General features: G+C 67.6%; 15 protein-coding genes and 1 tRNA gene. 8 read left to right on the plus strand and 8 right to left on the minus strand.

The window, feature by feature from the left end; genetic code table 11:
- Window positions 1-101: 101 nt before the first annotated feature.
- Both SPR02S_RS60920 and SPR02S_RS39230 read right to left on the minus strand, forming a co-directional pair.
- Window positions 102-608 carry an ATP-binding protein gene (locus tag SPR02S_RS60920; RefSeq protein ID WP_078623134.1) on the minus strand — a complete coding sequence of 169 codons (507 nt, stop codon included), beginning with the start codon at window positions 606-608 and terminating at the stop codon, window positions 102-104.
- 195 nt (window positions 609-803) lie between these two features.
- Window positions 804-1397 (minus strand): non-canonical purine NTP pyrophosphatase, encoded by a 594-nt coding sequence (locus SPR02S_RS39230; RefSeq protein ID WP_043258783.1) that lies wholly within the window; start codon window positions 1395-1397, stop codon window positions 804-806.
- Window positions 1398-1758: 361 nt separating this feature from the next.
- On the opposite strand from SPR02S_RS39230, the gene SPR02S_RS39235 reads away from it, so the two are divergent.
- From SPR02S_RS39235 to SPR02S_RS39245, 3 genes are read left to right on the plus strand one after another with little or no spacing between them, the layout of a single operon-like run.
- The gene (locus SPR02S_RS39235; RefSeq protein WP_019062500.1) at window positions 1759-2715 is read left to right on the plus strand and encodes a hypothetical protein; all 957 of its coding nucleotides are present in this window, start codon (window positions 1759-1761) and stop codon (window positions 2713-2715) included.
- A gap of 26 nt (window positions 2716-2741) precedes the next feature.
- Complete coding sequence (locus tag SPR02S_RS59240) at window positions 2742-3176, plus strand: recombinase family protein (protein WP_019062501.1); 435 nt, start codon at window positions 2742-2744, stop codon at window positions 3174-3176.
- Entirely contained in the window at window positions 3173-3661 is a 489-nt protein-coding gene (locus SPR02S_RS39245; RefSeq protein ID WP_019062502.1) for a GIY-YIG nuclease family protein, read from the plus strand. Before SPR02S_RS59240 ends, SPR02S_RS39245 begins: the two co-directional genes overlap by 4 nt.
- Window positions 3662-3854: 193 nt before the next feature.
- Here the strand turns inward: SPR02S_RS39245 and SPR02S_RS39250 are convergent, their stop codons facing one another.
- Window positions 3855-4142, minus strand: a complete 288-nt coding sequence (locus SPR02S_RS39250; protein ID WP_019062503.1) for a hypothetical protein — start codon at window positions 4140-4142, stop codon at window positions 3855-3857.
- A 91-nt stretch (window positions 4143-4233) separates the two neighbouring features.
- Here SPR02S_RS39250 and SPR02S_RS39255 point away from each other — a divergent pair, with 91 nt between their 5' ends.
- Both SPR02S_RS39255 and SPR02S_RS39260 read left to right on the plus strand, forming a co-directional pair.
- Window positions 4234-4893 carry a helix-turn-helix domain-containing protein gene (locus SPR02S_RS39255; protein ID WP_019062504.1) on the plus strand — a complete coding sequence of 220 codons (660 nt, stop codon included), beginning with the start codon at window positions 4234-4236 and terminating at the stop codon, window positions 4891-4893.
- Window positions 4890-6506 carry a tyrosine-type recombinase/integrase gene (locus SPR02S_RS39260; protein WP_019062505.1) on the plus strand — a complete coding sequence of 539 codons (1617 nt, stop codon included), beginning with the start codon at window positions 4890-4892 and terminating at the stop codon, window positions 6504-6506. The genes SPR02S_RS39255 and SPR02S_RS39260 overlap by 4 nt, the downstream gene beginning before the upstream one ends.
- Window positions 6507-6613: 107 nt before the next feature.
- Here the strand turns inward: SPR02S_RS39260 and SPR02S_RS39265 are convergent, their stop codons facing one another.
- A complete protein-coding gene (locus SPR02S_RS39265; protein ID WP_019062506.1) occupies window positions 6614-7942 on the minus strand; it encodes an AlbA family DNA-binding domain-containing protein in 1329 nt (442 codons plus the stop codon).
- Window positions 7943-8294: 352 nt separating this feature from the next.
- Window positions 8295-8368, minus strand: a tRNA-Thr gene (locus tag SPR02S_RS39270).
- Window positions 8369-8655: 287 nt separating this feature from the next.
- Between SPR02S_RS39270 and SPR02S_RS39275 the strand changes: the two genes are divergently transcribed.
- From SPR02S_RS39275 to SPR02S_RS39285, 3 genes are all read left to right on the plus strand, one after another.
- Window positions 8656-9792 (plus strand): ABC transporter ATP-binding protein, encoded by a 1137-nt coding sequence (locus SPR02S_RS39275; protein WP_026151261.1) that lies wholly within the window; start codon window positions 8656-8658, stop codon window positions 9790-9792.
- 287 nt (window positions 9793-10079) lie between these two features.
- Window positions 10080-10535, plus strand: a complete 456-nt coding sequence (locus SPR02S_RS39280) for a hypothetical protein (RefSeq protein ID WP_019062508.1) — start codon at window positions 10080-10082, stop codon at window positions 10533-10535.
- A gap of 109 nt (window positions 10536-10644) precedes the next feature.
- Window positions 10645-11376: a nucleotidyltransferase family protein gene (locus SPR02S_RS39285; RefSeq protein ID WP_019062509.1), complete on the plus strand. Its 732-nt coding sequence runs from the start codon at window positions 10645-10647 to the stop codon at window positions 11374-11376.
- A 207-nt stretch (window positions 11377-11583) separates the two neighbouring features.
- On the opposite strand, the gene SPR02S_RS39290 is transcribed toward SPR02S_RS39285, so the two are convergent.
- The 3 genes from SPR02S_RS39290 to cysS all read right to left on the minus strand — a co-directional run bounded on the left by SPR02S_RS39290 (window position 11584) and on the right by cysS (window position 15787).
- Window positions 11584-13191 carry a DoxX family protein gene (locus SPR02S_RS39290; RefSeq protein ID WP_052347112.1) on the minus strand — a complete coding sequence of 536 codons (1608 nt, stop codon included), beginning with the start codon at window positions 13189-13191 and terminating at the stop codon, window positions 11584-11586.
- Between the two features lie 118 nt (window positions 13192-13309).
- On the minus strand, window positions 13310-14251 hold the full coding sequence (gene rlmB / locus SPR02S_RS39295; protein ID WP_019062511.1) for a 23S rRNA (guanosine(2251)-2'-O)-methyltransferase RlmB: 942 nt from the start codon (window positions 14249-14251) through the stop codon (window positions 13310-13312).
- A 132-nt stretch (window positions 14252-14383) separates the two neighbouring features.
- Window positions 14384-15787: a cysteine--tRNA ligase gene (cysS, locus tag SPR02S_RS39300; RefSeq protein ID WP_019062512.1), complete on the minus strand. Its 1404-nt coding sequence runs from the start codon at window positions 15785-15787 to the stop codon at window positions 14384-14386.
- Between the last annotated feature and the right edge of the window lie 74 nt (window positions 15788-15861).

Here is a 15861-nt window from a genome sequence, read left to right on the forward strand (position 1 = left end):
GGCCATGGCGTGATAATCTGAACGCACGTGAAGAAGCTGGTCAGGAATGGCGTGAAACAACACAAACCAAGTTATGAGACACTGGGGTGAAAGGGGCCGACTCAGGCTGCTTGGTGCGCGATTCGTATGCGGGCATCGGCGTTTGGTGCAGATTCCTCTATAGTGACATCATTATGAGACAAGGACACGGCTGCGGTACCCCCTGCGGAATCGGGGACCGCCAATTCGAACCATGTTTTCTTGCCTGCCGTACAGGTCTCCGAGCCCCAATCGGTTGCCAATGTGGCGACGAGGAATAGGCCGCGGCCATGCTCGTCCATGGACGGCGCCTGGGACGGAGCCACTGCGGTGGGGTCGACATCGGTGACTTCCACGCGGAGCCGCTCTCCGGTCCACCACACGCACACTACGCACGCGGCCTTGGTGTGCGTGACGGAGTTCGCGACCAGTTCCCCGGTGAGCAGCTTCAAGTCGTAGATCAGTTCCTCGCTCAGGCTCAGCCCAAGTCGCCCAGCTTGGTCCGCGACGCGCTCCCGTGCTGTTGGCACTTTTTTGATTAGAGGTGGGACGGTGAACGCGTGGCGCGATTCTTCGAGCGGGGGCAACATGGCTGGAACCTCTCGATGGGCGGGGGCTAGGGCGTCAACGTGATCCCATAAATGAACGGATCGCTCGCCGACCTCACCGGGCAGCGCCTCAGGGCAACCGGAGATCCGGTTAGAAGTCCAGCAAGTGGCGGGTGACCACCATGGGGCCTGGACCGCCCAACTCCCTATCCCTCGGGTGATATAACCACTGCGATGTCAATGGGACTGCGCCAGCCACTCGCCCAGCGCCGCGACGACCGAAGTCTTTGCCCACCCCGCGAACACACGGTTCTGTTCACCCTGGGGCAACGCGGCGAGCGTCGTGGCTGCGCCGTTCGGCACGAAGATCGACCACAGATCGGACCAGGATCGTGGGCTGTTTCCACGGTCTGGAGCGGCCGCAATCGATCCTGAGCTACGTGTGTCCTCTGCGAAGGTCTTTAACCGACCGTCAGCGTCCGCGTAGACAGCGGCACTCGCGAAACGGCAGGTCCGCTTCTCCGTGAGATCTGCGAGGTGCGTAAATCCGCTGGGTCCGATCGCTTCAAGGGCCTGCTTGACCATGGGCCCCGGCCATCCGCCGAACTCCTCGATGTAGAACCCGGAGTCCTCGACGAACAGCGGTCGCCCGAGGAGCGCGAAGGCCTGCCGGGCCTTGTGCTGCGCGATTTCCGCGACGGACGTTGTCTGGATCTCGTCCAGCTCCAACGCCACCTGCTCCACCTCAATACCCCAAGGTGCGAGATGCTCCTGGGCCGTACGGAACTTCCCTGAATTCCCTGTGCACATTGCCACCTTGATGGCCGGCATGAGCTGTAGCCCCTTCCTCAGAGAGCAACGTCCATGTCCCCTCACGGAACGGTCGCCGCTGCGAAGCTGTCGCGGCGCTGGAGGACGTGACGTGAAAGTGATCATTGTGGACCTGGCTGACGATCCGCCGCAGCGACTTCCTAGCCTTCGGGCCAGCCAACATCGCTGTCGCCTAGCTGGTCCGTATCGCCGGGGCAACCTAGCCGTGCCCGCGCATGGTCTCTCGAACCCGGTCCCGTGCCAGCTGGCGCCGGTGCGGCATGAAGCGCTACGCCGCACACGTTCAGCCACGGCACATCACAACGCAGCGAAACGGCCTGATGCGGCACTAAGATCTCCGAACCGAGTATTAGGGGGCAACGTGGCCATCGACGTATTCGACGCCGTCAGGCTCGCGAAGACGAACCGACGGAGAGACAGACGTCTGCTTGAGTGCCAGGAGGAGCTCGATCAGCGGGCCGTCGATGAGAACGCCGCCCTGCAGAAGGCCCGGCAGACGCTCTTCGACGAGGCCCTCCTCCCCTTCCGTGACGCTTTTCAGCGTCTCAAGCGCGTCGATCTGGTCGAGCTGGCCGCGATCGAAAGGCCAACAGCCGGCGGCGAGGTGGGCATCGGCCCTCGGCAGCCGCGCAAAAGTGCCGTGACGGTCGCTGCCGTCAGCGCACTGGCAGGCGGCGCGCTCCTCGTGGTAGGCGGGCCGCCCCTCGTTGGTTACGTTGCCGAGGCCGGCGCCTATCGCGCGGTGCGAACCTTCGGCTCCGCCTCCACCGGCAGGGCGATAAAGAGGCTGTCCGGGGCTGCGGCCCGCAACGCCACGGAAGCGTGGTTTGGCCGCGGCCCTGTCGCTGCGGGCGGTGGCGGGAGGGCTGCCGGAAAAAGAGTGCTGTCCGAGATCCATGCGACTTCGGCCAACCTCACGCGTAAAACCATCGTGAAGTGGCAGATCCAAACGCTCGGAGACGGCGAACGAGAAAAGGCACGGGACCTGGACCGGCGCGAGACAGCGATGAGCGAGGCACAGGACGCGGCGTCCGCGCTGCACGAGCGCAGCAGGGACATGCAGCGCGTCCTGCAGGACCTCCAGTTCACGCTGGTGAGACGGCTGCCGTCATTCACCACGCTGGTCGAAGCGTGCGACGACTTGGCCCGATACGACTCCCGTCGGCGCGCAGAGGTGGCGACGATGGTGGATCTCGACGGCCTCGCCGTTATGGTCATGAATTGCCCGATCATCGACGCGGAGGAACGGATGACCGAGGGATCGGGGCGGGTCATCGCCGCCGCCGAGGCCCGACTGCGGGCGATGGAAACCGAATAAACGCTCTTTAGCATGACCTGATCACAATGGTCGGCGAACTACGCAAGCGCGAGATCGGATTCACCTCGCTGCACGAGCGGCTCGACACCATCACGTCCGGCGGGGGTGGTGTGTTCCACGTCTTCGCTGCGCTGGCGAAGTCCATCCAGGAGCTGATCGTCTCCGGCACTCGCGAGCGCCTGGACGCCTCCCGCGGACGGATCGACGGGACACCCACCGTCGTCAACGACGACATCCTCCACGCCGCACGCGACCTGCTACCCAAGCACTCGATCACCTCGACCACCAAGCTCCTCGGGCCAGCCCTGGCAGGCTCTACAACCGCATCCCCGAGCCTCCGCGAGCAGCGGGCCGGCCGTTCCGCCCTGGAGGTAGACTCACGATGCCCCCCGAGCCCGAGCCTGTCGAGAACGGCCTCGCTGCGGCCTCAACAGGCCGCCCCACGCCCCTCACGCGCGTGACGCTGGCTGAGCGTGGCTTCGTCGGCTTCGTGCCGTTCGCCGACCTCCCGCACAGCACCATCCCAGCCGGGGAGGGCATCTACGTCGTGCTACGCCCCGCCGTTTCACACCCGGTCTTCCTCGCACGCAGCCCCGCCGGCCACCGCAAGGGCCACTCCCCCACCACGACGACCGCCACCCTTAACAACGCCTGGGTACCCGGCGCCACAGTGGTGTACGTCGGCAAGGCCGCTGGTCGCCAAGGGCTGAGCAAACGGCTGAACGCCTACCGCCGCCAGGGCCAGGGCCGGAACGCTGGCCACAGCGGTGGCAAGTACATCTGGCAACTTGCCGACTCCGACACGCTCCTGGTCGCCTGGCGCACCGTGGCCGATCCGCCCGCTGGCCAGGCTGAGGGGGAGCTGATCGCGGAGTTCACCGCGCTTCACGGAGCGCTCCCCTTCGCCAATCGCAACCGGGGCTCCTCGATCTCGAAGAAACCGTAACCTTGTCGTTTAAAGGTCAGGCCTCGAACGCGACTCGAACTTGGCCAGCGTTTTCACAGTTCAGCGGACGTGAGGGGAGTGCCCACACCCCCAGGCCCCCGCCCCGCCACTCGACTGCCGAAGCAGAGGTCCGCAGGCTCCTGACAACTCGACGCCAGAGGCCCGTTCGGTGCGCTCTCATAGTCGGTCGTCTCTACGCCGCCAGGCTGTGGCACTCGCTTCCACCATCGGTCTGGTACGTATCGCCTTGATGGCGCTCCAGCCCCAGCAGTTTCAGCAGGTCTGCCGTCACCACTCGGTAGGCGTTCCCAAGCCGTAGAACCTTCACCGGGTACTCCCCTTGCTTGGCGAGTCCGTAGCCGGTGGATCGCCCGATCATCAGCGCTCGGTTCGAGGTGTCGAGGTCGATCACGGCGGGGAGGGCAAGCAGTTCGTCTCCCGTCAGCCCTCGCGCCTCACGGGACGATTCAAATGCCTTCATGGCACCCTCCTGGGAATTTTCCGTGTCGCTGTGACGCCATAGATGTATCACGCGGTCGCAGCAGCATCACATGACCCGCTAAGGTGTCACCATGACACCTGATCAATGGCCGACAGCGTTCACTGGTCGGATCGCCCAGCGCTTGCGGGACTCACGCAAAGCCGCCGGCCTCACCATGGCCGAAGTCGCTCAGGGCTGTGCCGACCGCGGCTTGCCGGAGTTCACCGAGCACTCGATGAAGAACCTGGAGTCTGGGCGCAAGACGAGCATCAGCGTGGCGGAGGTCGTCGTGCTGGCTGACGTCCTGGGCGTCCCGCCGGTGACTCTCCTCTTCCCGCTTGGGTCCTCAGCCACGGTGGAGGCCCTCCCCGGCCGGGAAGTCTCCACCTGGGATGCGGTGGCGTGGTTCACGGGCGAGTCGCCCTTGGCCGAACCCACTCCCGAAGGTTCCGCTCGGGACGTCCTCGACCTCTTCCGTCAGCACGGTGATCTGGTGGCTGGCGCGATGTCCTCCTACGCCCTGGCCAGGGAGAGGCGGCGGGTGGCCAGCACCACCCTGGACCGGGCCCGCAGAGCCACCCTCCTGCAGCGCGCCGAGGGCTACGAGGAGCACGCCTTCGAAGACGCCCAAGAGCTACGCGCCTACCGGAAGCGGATGTGCCAGCGCGGTCTCACCCCTCCGCCCCTTCCCGACGAACTCGCCTTCGTCGCCCAGCCCGACATGGCCACCGACGCGGAGGAGAGTGAGTGAAGAACGGCACCATAACCCGGCGGTGCCGGTGCACTGTCCCCGAGACCGGCAAGGATCTCGGGGCGTCGTGCCCGAAGCTCCAGTCACGACGGCACGGGACCTACGGCGTCTTCCAGGAGCTGGACCCCGCTCAGGACGGCCGGCGTAGGCGGTTTCGTCGTGGTGGCTTCGAGACCTCCGCCAAGGCCAAGGAAGAGCTGGACAAGGTCCGTGCCCTCATGGCCATCCCCGAAGAGGACGACGCCTGGGGCAAGACACAGATCAGCGATCTGTTGGAGGCCTGCGTCCAGGACAAGTCGCCGCTGCCGGACTACGACGAGACCCGCCGCCGGTTCCAGACCGGGCAGGCCCTGAACTCCAAGGTCACCGTCGAGGAGTGGCTGGACACCTGGCTGGCCGGGCGCAAACGCCTGCGCAGGGGCGGGGTGGCGCGCTACGAGTGCGATATCCGCATCCACCTCAGGCCCCATCTCGGACACCTTCGCCTCGACAAGCTCCGGGTCCACCACATCGACACGATGTTCGACGCCATCAACGAGCGGAACATCGAGATCCAGGAGCAGAACGCCCAGCGTCGGGCGGTTACCGCCGAGTTGAAGGCCACACCGAACAAGGGGGCTGAGAATCGGGCGCGCCGGAAGTGGTTCCGTGCCCAGCTCGACGCGATGCCGCCGTTCCGCCGGATCACCGGTCTGAACACCCAGCCCCACATTCGCGACACGCTCCGGGCCGCGCTGAACGTCGCCATCTCCCAGCAGGTGATGCCTGCCTTCAACCCCGCCGCTCACGTTGAGCTGCTGCCGGGGACAAAGCCGAAGGCACTGATCTGGACCGACGAGCGCATCGCTCGATGGCTGGAGACCGCTGAGAAGCCGTCGCCAGTCATGGTCTGGACCCCGGAGCAGACTGCCGTCTTCCTTGACTTCGTCTCTGCGGACCGGCTGTACATGCTCTGGCGGCTCATCGCCTTCCGAGGCACCCGCCGAGGCGAAGCATGCGGTGTCCGCTGGGAAGACCACTCCGGGAAAGCCCGCTCCCTGTCCATCGCCACCCAACTCGTCCAAGACGGCTGGGAGGTTCACGAGGGTGCTCCGAAGACCGACAGCGGCATCCGCCTGATCGCCCTCGACGACGACACCAACGAGGGCCTCATCAACCACAAGGACCGCCAGCAGCGGGAGTGCGAGGCGTGGGGCGAGGGCTGGCAGAACACCGGGCGCGTCTTTACCCAGGAGGATGGCTCACTTCTCCACCCCGGCAAGGTCAGCGACCTCTTCGAGCGCCTCACCAAGGCCGCCGGCCTGCCCCCCATCCGCCTCCACGACCTCCGCCACGTCGCTGCGACCCTGATGCTCGCGGCGGGGGCCGATATCAAGGTCGTCTCCGAGACCCTTGGCCACTCCGACACCCGGGTCACGCGGGACATCTACCAGTCCGTCCTCGACGACCTCGCTCGCGACGCCGCCGAGAAGGTCGTACAACTCGTGCCGCACACTCGTAAGCCGCTGGTGGCAGTTCGCGACGACGAGCCGAAGTCGAGCACGGCTCCCCGGCGGCCACGGATGGTACCGCCGTACAAGGGCGACACACCTCAGCAGAATCGTTCCGCCTGACAACAAGCGGAAAAGGAGCCCCGGTCAGCGGGAATCTGACCGGGGCTCCGGCATGTGTGTCGCCGAGTGCCGAACTCGTTCGTCGGACAAACAGGCTTTCAGCCTCGTCACCACCTACGGGTGCTGAAGTCTTCGGTCGTCCCTCCGTTCCTCAGCACCGCTGAGCGCAGCTCGTACGGCTGCGCCGGATACGTGTTGGAGCCTCGCCGGACGAAATACTCCAGCGGCTTGTCGCGAGCGCCTGGCGTCACCAGACCGTAGGGCGGGCTCTGCCCTGGCAGCACGTCGAGGACCAGGATCAGCTTCCCGTCGAGCCGGTATTCCTTGATCTCGAACTCCGGTGTCGGCTGCACCATGGCCCTCAGCAGGTTCCCGAGCTCGTCGCGCATCTGGGTACTGGGCTTGTCCTCGGCGATGCCGGTAATCGTGACCTCGTCGCGGTCGATGCCGAAGACAATGGATCCCCCGCTGCCCATGGCGAACGCGGCCACCGTCTTCAGGGTGCGGCGGGCATCCCGGCTGGGAAGCATCTGCTTGAACTCCAGTCGGGGCCCTTCCCCCGAAGCGATCAGCGCTTCGACCGCAGCCACGGGATCAACTGGCAGGTCGATCTCAACGCCCGCCCGCCCCGCCTGATCCGTCCAGACGGAGGAAGGATCGATAGAGCGGTAGTCGAGCCAGTCCGTCCCGCGCTTCAACCACAACCAGGCGTGAGTGGGCAGACCGTCGGCCAGCGCGATGGTCATGGGGCCAGCGGCATCGAGTCGCCGGACCGTCCGTTCCTCCACCCCGTACAGCTCCAGGTCGGTCCCCTGCACGGCATCGCCTTCGACGGTCACCGTCAGTTCGGTCGCGGTGATGTGCACGCCGGCGATCCAGGCGGCCCGGTCAGCGATACGCACCTTGGCCAGATCGATCGAAGGACTGCTTCGTCCTGTAAGTGAGAAATCCCCCTCGAAGAACGCCCGCCAGGCGCTGTCCGGCTCCGGGAACGAAGGGGCGCCTCCGGCCCCCACGAGCATCATGTGGGGAAGCTGACGATCCGTCTGGTCGAGTGGCGAAAGAGTGTGCTCGACGACTGGAAAGGTCAGTTGTGGCCTGTCGAGGCGCGAGTAACCCGGGCGACGCTCCACGGTGGCCGTACTCGCCGCACTCGGACTCCATACGGTCAGGGAACCGATCGTCATAGCGTTGCAGACGCTGTCCGAGTAGAGCAGAGCCAGATCGGCCGCAGCCACACGGCCGGCAACGAAGGCGTACCGCTCGTACATCCACTCGGTCTCAACCCAGCCGGGCGGCTCCGCACCCACCAGCACCCAGCAGTCGTGAAGGACCCAGCACTTCCCTTGACGCAGGGCGAGCAACCGCACGTACGCGTCCCTGTCATCCTCGCTGATCGAGCGGACGACTTCGTCGAGCTGAACGCGAGCGCCCATGTCGACTTCCCTCCTGTGAGCGCACTGCGATCACGAACAGTTCCTCGGTAGCGCCCCTGACTGATTCTTCATCAGCCGATGTCGCAGCTCCTCCGGTTTATGGGAACCCCCCAAGCCGACCGCTGCCCGACCACTCGCCTGATACTCGTCGGCCGTCTCCGGTCTGGCCGTACAACTCCCCGTGGCGTGAACGCGTGCTGTCCACCGCTCTACACGCTCACTGCACGCCTGTCCACCGATTGTCCACCGGAGGCGATCTTGGTGCCTACGAAGTACCCCCAGAGGCGACGGACCAAGGTATCGGAATAGCAAAAGGCCCAGGTCAGAAGGGCATGACCTGGGCCTTGAAAGGAGCCCCCTGTCGGATTCGAACCGACGACCTACGCATTACAAGTGCGTTGCTCTGGCCAACTGAGCTAAGGAGGCCTGCGCGATGCGTGCGTACCCGGCAGGGCGTACCCGGCGAGACATACCCGGCAGGACATACCCACCCGTGCCCCCAGGCCGCGCGCGATCACGTGCCCGTGCAGTGTACCCAGGTCCCCGCCGCCCCCTGTCGAAAATTTCCTCGAAGTTCACATGGGTCCAGGTACTGACAGACCAGGCAAACGCCAGGTACCGTCCTGACCCAGTTCACTCGCGTGGACTACACCACCACCTTCCTACAACGGATCGTCCGGCACGTTCCTGCCGGTAGAAGGGGGCCCTTCATCATGGCCACTGTTTCGTTCGACAAGGCGACCCGGATCTACCCGGGCACCGAGAAGCCCGCCGTAGACGGTCTGGAGATCGAGGTCGGGGACGGCGAGTTCCTCGTCCTCGTCGGTCCCTCCGGCTGTGGCAAGTCCACCTCGCTCCGCATGCTCGCGGGGCTCGAGGACGTCAACGCCGGCGCCATCCGCATCGGTGACCGCGACGTCACGCACCTGCCGCCGAAGGACCGGGACATCGCCATGGTGTTCCAGAACTACGCGCTGTACCCGCACATGACGGTCGCCGACAACATGGGCTTCGCGCTCAAGATCGCCGGCGTCAACAAGGCCGAGATCCGCCAGAAGGTGGAGGACGCGGCGAAGATTCTCGACCTGACCGACTACCTGGGCCGTAAGCCGAAGGCGCTCTCCGGCGGTCAGCGCCAGCGTGTCGCGATGGGCCGCGCCATCGTGCGTGAGCCCCAGGTCTTCCTCATGGACGAGCCGCTGTCGAACCTCGACGCCAAGCTCCGTGTCTCGACCCGTACGCAGATCGCCTCGCTGCAGCGCCGCCTCGGCATCACCACCGTCTACGTCACCCACGACCAGGTCGAGGCCATGACGATGGGCGACCGGGTGGCCGTACTGAAGGACGGTCTGCTCCAGCAGGTCGACTCGCCCCGCAACATGTACGACCGCCCCAAGAACCTCTTCGTCGCCGGCTTCATCGGCTCCCCCGCCATGAACCTGATCGAGGTCCCGATCACCGACGGCGGCGTGAAGTTCGGCAACTCGGTCGTCCCGGTCAACCGCGAGGCCCTCAAGGCCGCCTCCGACAAGGGCGACCGCACGGTCACCGTCGGCGTCCGCCCCGAGCACTTCGACATCGAGGAGCACAACGGCGAGGCCGCGAAGTCCCTCACCAAGGACTCCGAGGACGCCCCGGCCGGTCTCGCCGTCTCCGTGAACGTCGTCGAGGAACTGGGCGCCGACGGTTACGTCTACGGCAGCGCCAAGGTCGACGACAACCTCAAGGACCTGGTCGTCCGCGTCAGCGGCCGTTCGGTGCCGGAGAAGGGCTCCACGCTCCACGTGGTCCCGCGTCCGGGCGAGATCCACGTCTTCTCGACCTCCACGGGCGAGCGCCTCACCGACTGACCGGATCCCACTGAACGGTCAGATCCCACTGAACGTCAGGTCTCACTGAACGATCAGGTCTCACTGACTGATCAAACGTTCGAGGAAAGGGCCCCGCGGTTCGCCGCGGGGCCCTTTCCGTTGTCCATCGCCACCGAACCCCGCCCGGACCTGTCGACAAATACCCCGGCAGACCCGTCATTTCGAGCAGCGTTCGTCAACGCCCTACCCAATTCGAGGCATCAATCCATCCCCCGAATTGGTGACTAAATGTCGCCAAATCATTACCGGACGCTACCCTCACACGCGTGAAGCACTCCAATAACCAACAGCCGCGACGCGGCCGGGGCCCCGCCCGCCGGGTCGGCCGCACCCTCGCCCTCGTCCTGCCCGTCATGATGGTGCTCTCCGGGACCCTCGCGGTCACCCGGGTCAACTGGTCGGGCAGCCCGTCCAGTTCGATGCTCACCGCGACGGACGTCACGGCGGCCGGCGCCTCCTCGCGGGCCGCCGCACGCGCCCCGCAGGACATCCTCCGCGACCAGCTCATGACCGAACTCCAGGACAAGAACCCCGGCGTCGTCCTGACGCACCTCCAGGAGGCGGTGAACGGCCACCCGTCGCTCGCCGGCCACTGCACCTCCATCGCCCGCGCACTGGGCCGCGCCGCGGTCCGTATCTACGGCGCCGCCCGCGCCCAGTCCTACGCCCGCCCCGTGTGCGACACCGCGTTCGCCTCCGGGGTCATGGCCGCGCACAGCTGACCGGAGCCGGTGCCAGCAGGAGCAGGTCGGAGTAGGAGGTCGGTAACGGCTGATTAAGGAACGGTTGCAGCCGAAAGACACGGTGGGGCCGCCACGTACAGTTCGGGTCATGAGCGATCCGAACGCCACGTCGCGCCCCACCCAAGCCGTGATCCTGGCCGGTGGCCAGGGATCCCGGCTGCGCCCGTACACCGACGACCGGCCCAAGCCGATGGTCGAGATCCCCGGCACGGGGACGCCGATCATCGGCCATCAGCTCGTCTGGCTCGCCGAGGAGGGCGTGACCGATGTCGTCGTCAGCTGCGGGCATCTCGCCGAGGTGTTGCAGGAGTGGCTGAAAACAGCCGATCTGCCCGTCGATGTGACCACGGTCGTCGAGACGGAGCCGCTGGGCCGCGGCGGCGGCCTCAAGTACGCCGCCGCGCACCTGCCCCGGCCGGACAGCGCCTGGTACGCCACCAACGGGGACATCTGGACCCGGTTCTCGCTGCGTGACATGGCCGACTTCCACGCCGAACGCGATGCCGTCGCCACGATCGCGCTGGCTCGGCCGCGGATTCCCTGGGGGGCGGTGCAGACGGACGGCTTCGGGCGCGTCACGGACTTCATCGAGTCGCCGCCGACGCAGTACGCGATCAATGCGGGGGTGTACGTCTTCTCGCCCGAGTTCGCGGGGTTGTTGCCGGAGCGCGGGGATCACGAGCGGACGACGTTCCCTCACCTTGCGCGTGAGCGGCGGTTGGCCGGGTTCCCGATTCCTCAAGGGGCTTACTGGCGGGCCATCGACACCGCGAAGGATCTGCGGGAAGCCGCCAAGGAGCTTGCTGCGCTGGGGCGTTGACGGTCAGTCAGGTTGTGTTTCGAGTGCCGGTCCGCTGTGGCTGGTCGCGCCCCGCGGCGGAGCCGCCAATGTCACAGCCCCGCGCCCCTAAGGCAACTGCCCCCAGGGCAACAAAGTGGGCCCGCACTGGACAAGTGCGGGCCCACTTCCTGTTCCTCGGAGGTCAGCCGGTGGGCGACTGCTTCAACAAGCCCCCCACCGGCCCAGTTACCCCAACAGGCCGCCCACCAGGCCCGGCTGGCCGGAGGAGGATGAACCCCCGGTGCTGGAGCCGCCGTTGGAGCCGGTGCCGCCGCTGGTGCCACCGCTGGACGTGGGTCCTGCGGTGGTGCTGGGGGCTTGGCCGGCCGGGGAGGACTGCTGGGGCTGGGTGCGGCCCGCGGTGCCCTGGGTCTGGCTGGGGGCGCCGCCGGTGGCCGTACCGGAGGAGGAGCGGGTCGCGCCCGGGGTCGTCGCGGCGCCGGACGGCTTGGCCGAAGTCGCGTGCTGGGACGGGGACTTGGATGCCTTGGGGCTGCTGCTGCGGCCCTTGGTCGGTTCGCCGGGGAGCGGGGTGCCCGGCAGTTCGTTGCGCGGGGCCTCGCCGGGGCCGGGGACGACCACGCGGCTGGAGTCGCGGACCGCGCCGCCGAGCAGCGAGCCGACGAGCAGGGTGAGGCCGATGGCGACGGCCGTCACGAGGGCGCCGCGGCGCAGGACGTAGCGGCGCAACTCCCAGATGTCGGCGCGGGGTCCGAGGCGGCGCCAGGCGCTGCCCGCGAGGCGGCCGTCGACGGAGTAGACCGGGGCGCCCGCGATGATCAGCGGCGACCAGGCGGCGAGATAGATGATGTCGGGCGCGTCGTAGGCCGGGACGGTCTTCCAGCTGACCGTGACGATCAGTGCCGCCGAGAGCAGCGCGCCGAAGATCGCGGCGACCCGCTGCCACAGGCCCAGGATCGTGAGGACGCCCACGACGACCTGTGCGAAGGCGATGACGAGCCCGGAGCCGACCGGGTGCTGGAGCGCGAACTGCCGTAGTGGCTCGGCGACTTCCCACGGGTGCAGGGTGTTGAGCCACTTGACCATGGAGCCGCGCTTGCCGCCGTCGAAGTAGACGGGGTCGCACAGCTTGCCCATGCCGGCGTAGATGGAGATGAAGCCGAGGAAGATGCGGAGCGGGAGGAGGACGACCCCGAGGTTCATGCGGCGGCCCGGGTAATAGGCGTGCCGTACGGGCTCGTTGGGGTTGCGTCTGGTGCGGCGCTCGCTGTCCGTGCCTTCGAAGGCCTCGAACTCCGGGTCCCCGTAGGCGGGTTCGTCGTAGACGCTGCCCACCGTCCGCATGGGCGGCAGGAGTCGGGTCTCGCCGGTGTCGTGATCGCCGCCGCGCTGGGCGCCGACGAGCGGGGTCTCGATGGTCTGCGCGGTCAGGTCGCCGTCGTAACCGCCGCCGTCGATACGGGGGATGACCTGCGTGGCTCCGGCGTCGCCGGCCGGCTCGTCGCCGTGGCGGACGCCCGTGCCGCGCACGGCCTGGAGCAGCCGGTGGGCGCCGGTGTCGTCCGGTGCGGACTTGCCGCTCCAGACGACGGGCCGGCGGCGCGCGCCGCCGGCGGGGATCCGGCCGGGGGCCTCGGTGGCGCTCAGGTGCCGTGCGATCCGCGGCGACGGGGGACGCGACGAGGCGCCCAACTGCACGCGGAAGCTCGCATGATTGACGATGATCTGCGCCGGATCGCTCGGCACCTTCACCATGCTCAGCGCGGGAGCGTCGTCGAAGCCCGACGGGCCGTCCCCCGTGGGTGTGCGGGGTGTTCTGGTGTCCACACTCATCTAACCGAGTGACGTGTGTTTAGGACACTGCTTTGACTCGCCGGAAGTGTCCGGACCGCGTCAAGCGGGTGCCCGGCGCCCAGATTGCCCCGAGTGGGGGACGGTGCCGAACGCCCGTTCAGGAACGGTTGCGTGCCGCCTCGTAGAGCACAACTCCGGCCGCCACACCGGCGTTGAGGGACTCCGCGCCACCGGGCATCGGGATCCGGACCCTGAAGTCGCAGGTCTCGCCCACGAGTCGGGACAGGCCCTTGCCCTCGCTGCCGACGACGATGACCACCGGGCCTGCCAGCGCGGCGAGTTCACCGACCTCGTGCTCACCGTCGGCCGCGAGACCGACGATCGCCAGACCCGCCTTCTTGTACGCCTCCAGCGCGCGCGTCAGGTTCGTGGCGCGGGCGACGGGCGTACGGGCCGCCGTACCGGCCGACGACTTCCACGCACCGGCGGTCATGCCGGCCGCGCGCCGCTCGGGGACGAGTACGCCGTGGCCGCCGAACGCGGCGACGGAGCGGACGATCGCGCCGAGGTTGCGCGGGTCGGTCACCCCGTCGAGGGCGACGATCAGCGGGTCCTCGCCCTTGTCGTAGGCCGCGTTGGCGAGGTCCTCGGCGTGCGCGTACTCGTACGGCGGGACCTGGAGGACCATGCCCTGGTGGTTGAGGCCGTTCGTCATGCGGTCCAGCTCGGGGCGCGGGGCCTCCATGAGGTGGATGCCGCCGCGCTCGGCGACGAGCTGGAGCGCCTCGCGCACCCGCTCGTCGTTGTCGATGAACTGCTGGACGTAGAGCGTGACCGCCGGAACGCCCTCGCGCAGCGCCTCCACGACCGGGTTGCGGCCGACGACCATCTCGGACGTGCCCTTGCCGCCGCGGCCGCGCGGCGCGGGACGGCGCTGGACCTGCTTGGCCTTGGCGTTGGCGACGCGGTTCTTCTTGTGGCCCTTGCGCGCCTCGGCGGGCGGGGTGGGGCCCTTGCCTTCGAGACCCCTGCGCCGCTGGCCGCCACTGCCGACCTGCGCGCCCTTCTTGCCGGACATGCGGCGGTTGTTGGCTGCCATGACCTACCTGTCTGTTCAGAGTCGTATCAAAGGTTTGTGGACGTACGTCTATGCAGTGTGCCGCCCGGAGGGCCGGGCGGCACAGTCGATCTTCGTTGACCGGGTGCGATCAGGGTGCGATCGGGGGTGGGTTCAGCGGGGGCCGAGGGTCCAGCGCGGGCCCTGCGGGCCGTCCTCGATGGTGAGTCCGGACTGGTTGAGCTGGTCGCGGATGCCGTCGGCGGTCGCCCAGTCCTTACGGCCCCGGGCGGCCTCGCGCTGGTCGAGCACCATCCGGACCAGGGTGTCCACGACCCCGTGCAGGTCCTCTCCCCGGTCGCCGCCCTCGCCGACCCAGTGCGGGTCCAGCGGGTCGAGGCCGAGCACCCCGAGCATGGCCCGCACCTCGGCGAGCCGCGCCACGGCGGCTTCCTTGTCGTCGGCGGCGAGGGCGGAGTTCCCTTGCCGGACCGTGGTGTGTACGACGGCGAGTGCCTGCGGAACGCCCAGGTCGTCGTCCATCGCCTCGGCGAAGGCCGGTGGCACCTCGGCGGCGGGCTCGACGACTCCCCCGGCCTTTTCTACGACCCTTTGCACGAAGCCCTCGATCCGCGCGAACGCGGACTCCGCCTCGCGCAGGGCCTCCTCGCTGTACTCGATCATCGAGCGGTAGTGCGGGGTGCCCAGGTAGTAGCGCAGGACGATCGGGCGCCAGCGCTTGACCATCTCGGAGACGAGGACGCTGTTGCCGAGCGACTTGGCCATCTTCTCGCCGGCGATGGTCACCCAGGCGTTGTGCAGCCAGTACTGCGCGAAGTCGTCGCCGTAGGCCTTGGCCTGGGCGATCTCGTTCTCGTGGTGCGGGAAGATCAGGTCGAGGCCGCCGCCGTGGATGTCGAAGGCGGGGCCCAGGTACTTGTGCGCCATCGCCGAGCACTCCAGGTGCCAGCCGGGGCGCCCGCGGCCCCACGGGGTCTCCCAGTCGGGCTCGCCCGGCTTGGTCGCCTTCCACATCGCGAAGTCGCGCGGGTCGCGTTTTCCGGTGATGCCCTCCTCGGAGGGCTGGCGCAGGTCGTCGATGTCCTGGTTGGAGAGCTGGAGATAGTCCGGGTACGACCGCACGTCGAAGTAGACGCTGCCGTCGGCCTCGTACGCGTGATCGCGCTCGATCAGCCCGCGCATCATCTCGATCATCTCGGGGACGTGGCCGGTCGCCCGCGGTTCGTACGTCGGCGGGAGGCAGCCGAGTGCGCTGTAGCCGTCGTTGAACGCGCGCTCGTTCTCGTAGCCGATCGACCACCAAGGGCGGCCCTGCTCACGGGACTTGGTGATGATCTTGTCGTCGATGTCCGTGACGTTGCGGATGAACGTGACGTCGTAGCCGCGGTGTTCGAACCAGCGGCGGAGGATGTCGAAGTTCAGGCCCGAGCGGATGTGGCCGATGTGGGGGGCGGCCTGCACGGTGGCGCCACAGAGGTAGATCGAGACACAGCCCGCTGTGAGCGGGGTGAAGTCGCGAATCTGCCGGGCGCTGGTGTCGTACAGGCGAATGGTCACGGTACAAGGGTAGTGGGCGTGGGGCTGTGCCTCAGACGGTTGGGTCGATTGTTGTCTACGGGCCGGTGGGGGCT

The organism is Streptomyces prunicolor NBRC 13075 (genome assembly GCF_000367365.1).
In the GTDB taxonomy this organism is placed as follows: Bacteria; Actinomycetota; Actinomycetes; order Streptomycetales; family Streptomycetaceae; genus Streptomyces; species Streptomyces prunicolor.